Genomic DNA, 2,651 nt, shown 5'->3' with positions numbered 1-2,651 from the left:
CGATGCGCGCGCGCAACTCACCGGCGCGCTCGTCTCGCGGCAGCGTACGGCCGATGCGCTCGCGCTCGCCGAATGCGCGGCGCGCGTGCAGCCGGGCGCGACCGCGTACTTCAACCACGGCTACGCACTGCAGATGGCGGGCCGCCACGCGGACGCCGTGGCGCCGTATCGCGCGGCGCTCGCGCTCGATGCCGACCGGCCGTCGCTGCGCAACAACCTCGCGATCGCGCTGCGGCTGTCGGGCAGCGGCCGCGCGGAGGAGATCGCGCTGCTCGAAGCGGCGGTGCGCTTCGATCCACGCGACGTGCAGGCGTGGATCAATCTCGTCGTCGCGCGGCTCGCGACGCACGACCTGGACGCCGCGCTCGCGTGCGCGGCGCGGCTCGTCGAGCTCGCGCCCGACAACGCGCTCGCGATGAACAACGTCGCGCTGGCGATGAAGGAGGCGCAGCGCTGGGACGACGCCGAGCGCTACGCGGCACGCGCGTGCGAGCTGGCGCCCGACGACGCGTCGTACCGTTTCAACCTGGCGATCATCCAGCTCGTGCGCGGCAACGTCGCGGCCGGCTGGCGCGGCCACGAGGCGCGCTGGGACGGCGCGGGCGAATTGCGCGGCCGCCGGCCGGTGCTGCCGGGCCCGCGCTGGCAGGGCGAGCCGCTCGCCGGCAAGACACTGCTCGTGTGGGGCGAGCAGGGGCTCGGCGACGTGCTGCAGTTCTGCCGCTTCGTCGCGCCGCTCGCCGAGCGCGTGCACCGCGAGGGCGGCAGGCTCGTCTGGAATACGTTCCCGCTGGTGGGCACGCTGATGCAGCGCAGCCTCGGCGCGCATGCGGACGCATTCAGCGCGGGCGGCGGCATCGAATCGCTGCCGGCCTTCGATTACGAAGTGCCGCTGATCGGCCTGCCGCTGATGCTCGGCATGGAAGCATCGACGCTCGCGTCGTCGGTGCCCTACCTGCGGGCCGATCCGCATGCGCGCGAGGCGTGGCGCGCGCGGCTCGCGGGCGACCGCCGGCTGAAGGTCGGGCTCGTGTGGACGGGCAGCGCGGGGCACCAGCGCAATCCGTTCCGGCGGGTCGGGCTCGAGCGCTATGCCGACGCGTTCCGCGGGATCGACGGCGTCGCGTTTTATTCGCTGCAGCCGGGCGCGAACGCGGATGTCGAGGCGGCGCGCGCGGCGGGCTTCGCGATCGAGGATGTCACGGCGGAACTGACGAGCTTCGACGATACGGCCGCGTTCATCGGCGCGCTGGATCTGGTGATCACCGTGTGCACGTCGGTCGCGCACCTGGCGGGTGCGCTCGGCGCGCGCACCTGGGTGCTGCTCGACGTGAATCCGCACTGGCCGTGGCTGCTCGAACGCAAGGACAGCCCGTGGTACCCGAGCGCGACGTTGTACCGGCAACCGGTGTTCGGCGCGTGGGCGCCGGTGATGGAGGAGGTGAGCCGCGACCTGCGGCGCCTCGCCGCGCAGCCGGTTCAATCGGAGGAGTCGACCCGGCAGGCTTGAGCGGCCGGCCGTTTCGCGGCTGCGGGCCGCTGCTGCATGTTGTGCATGCATGTTGCATTCGGCGGCGGCCGCCACGCACTGCGCAGCGGCCGCCCGTTGCGTCATTCCGGCGCGTCGTCGCCGTTCTTCTTGCCGTTGCGCCGGCGCAGCCCGGGGCCGAACGTGAAGCCGAACGCGAGCAGCACGAGCGACACCGCGAGCACGATGTTGTTGCCGCTCGTCACGTAGGGCGTGAAGCCGCTGGTGCCTTCGATCCGCACGTCGAGCGAGCCGATCGTGAACGGCTTCAGCTGCCCGAGCACGCGGCCATGCGCATCGATCGCGGCCGTCATCCCCGTGTTGGTCGCGCGCAGCATCGGCCGGCCCGTCTCGAGCGAGCGCATCCGCGCGATCTGCAGGTGCTGGTCGAGCGCGATCGTGTCGCCGAACCACGCGAGGTTCGTCACGTTGACGAGCACGCCGGGCGGCTGCGGATTGTCGCGGATCGTCGCGGCGATTTCCTCGCCGAACAAGTCCTCGTAGCAGATGTCGGCCATCACGGGCTGGTTGTGCACGAGGAACGGCTTCTGCACGAGCGCGCCGCGCGCGAAGTCGCCGAGCGGCATCTTCATCAGGTCGACGAACCACCGGAAGCCCCACGGGATGAATTCGCCGAAGGGCACGAGGTGGTGCTTGTCGTAGTGATAGATGTCGCGCGAATTCGGCGTCACGCCGTACAGGCTGTTCGTGTAGTCGACGTAGTGGCCGTCCTCGGTCACCGATGCGCCGACCGCGCCGAACAGCACGGCCGAGCCCGTCGTGTCGCTGAACTTGCGGATCGCGACGGCGAACGGCTCGGGCAGCTCCTGGATCATCACCGCGATCGCGGTTTCGGGCGTGACGATCAGGTCGGCCGGCTTCTCGATGATCATCTGCGTGTACATCTTGATCGCCGCGTCGATGCCCGCTTCCTCGAACTTGATGTCCTGCTTCACGTTGCCCTGCAGCAGCCGCACGGTGAGCGGCTTGTTCGCGGGCACGGTCCACGTGACCTGCGACAGGCCGAGACCGACCGCGATCAGCGCGAGCGCGATGCCGGCCGGCGCGGCGATGCGCACGCGCGCATCGCCGGCGCGGGGCTCGGCAGGCGGCGACGGCCGGG

2 protein-coding genes are annotated in these 2,651 nt (G+C 71.2%); one reads left to right on the top strand and one right to left on the bottom strand.

Annotated elements, in window-relative coordinates; all coding sequences use genetic code 11:
* On the top strand, positions 1–1,510 hold a 1,510-nt coding region (locus tag G3N98_RS38905; RefSeq protein ID WP_206151089.1), incomplete at its 5' end, for a tetratricopeptide repeat protein.
* A 101-nt stretch (positions 1,511–1,611) separates the two neighbouring features.
* Here G3N98_RS38905 and lnt read toward each other — a convergent pair.
* Positions 1,612–2,651: apolipoprotein N-acyltransferase (gene lnt / locus G3N98_RS38900; protein ID WP_206151088.1), on the bottom strand; the 1,040-nt coding region annotated here is incomplete at its 5' end.

The organism is Burkholderia sp. Tr-20390 (genome assembly GCF_017104595.1).
GTDB lineage: Bacteria > Pseudomonadota > Gammaproteobacteria > Burkholderiales > Burkholderiaceae > Burkholderia.
Note: the sequence above shows the minus strand (reverse complement) of the source record. Positions and strands in the feature narration are given on the sequence as shown.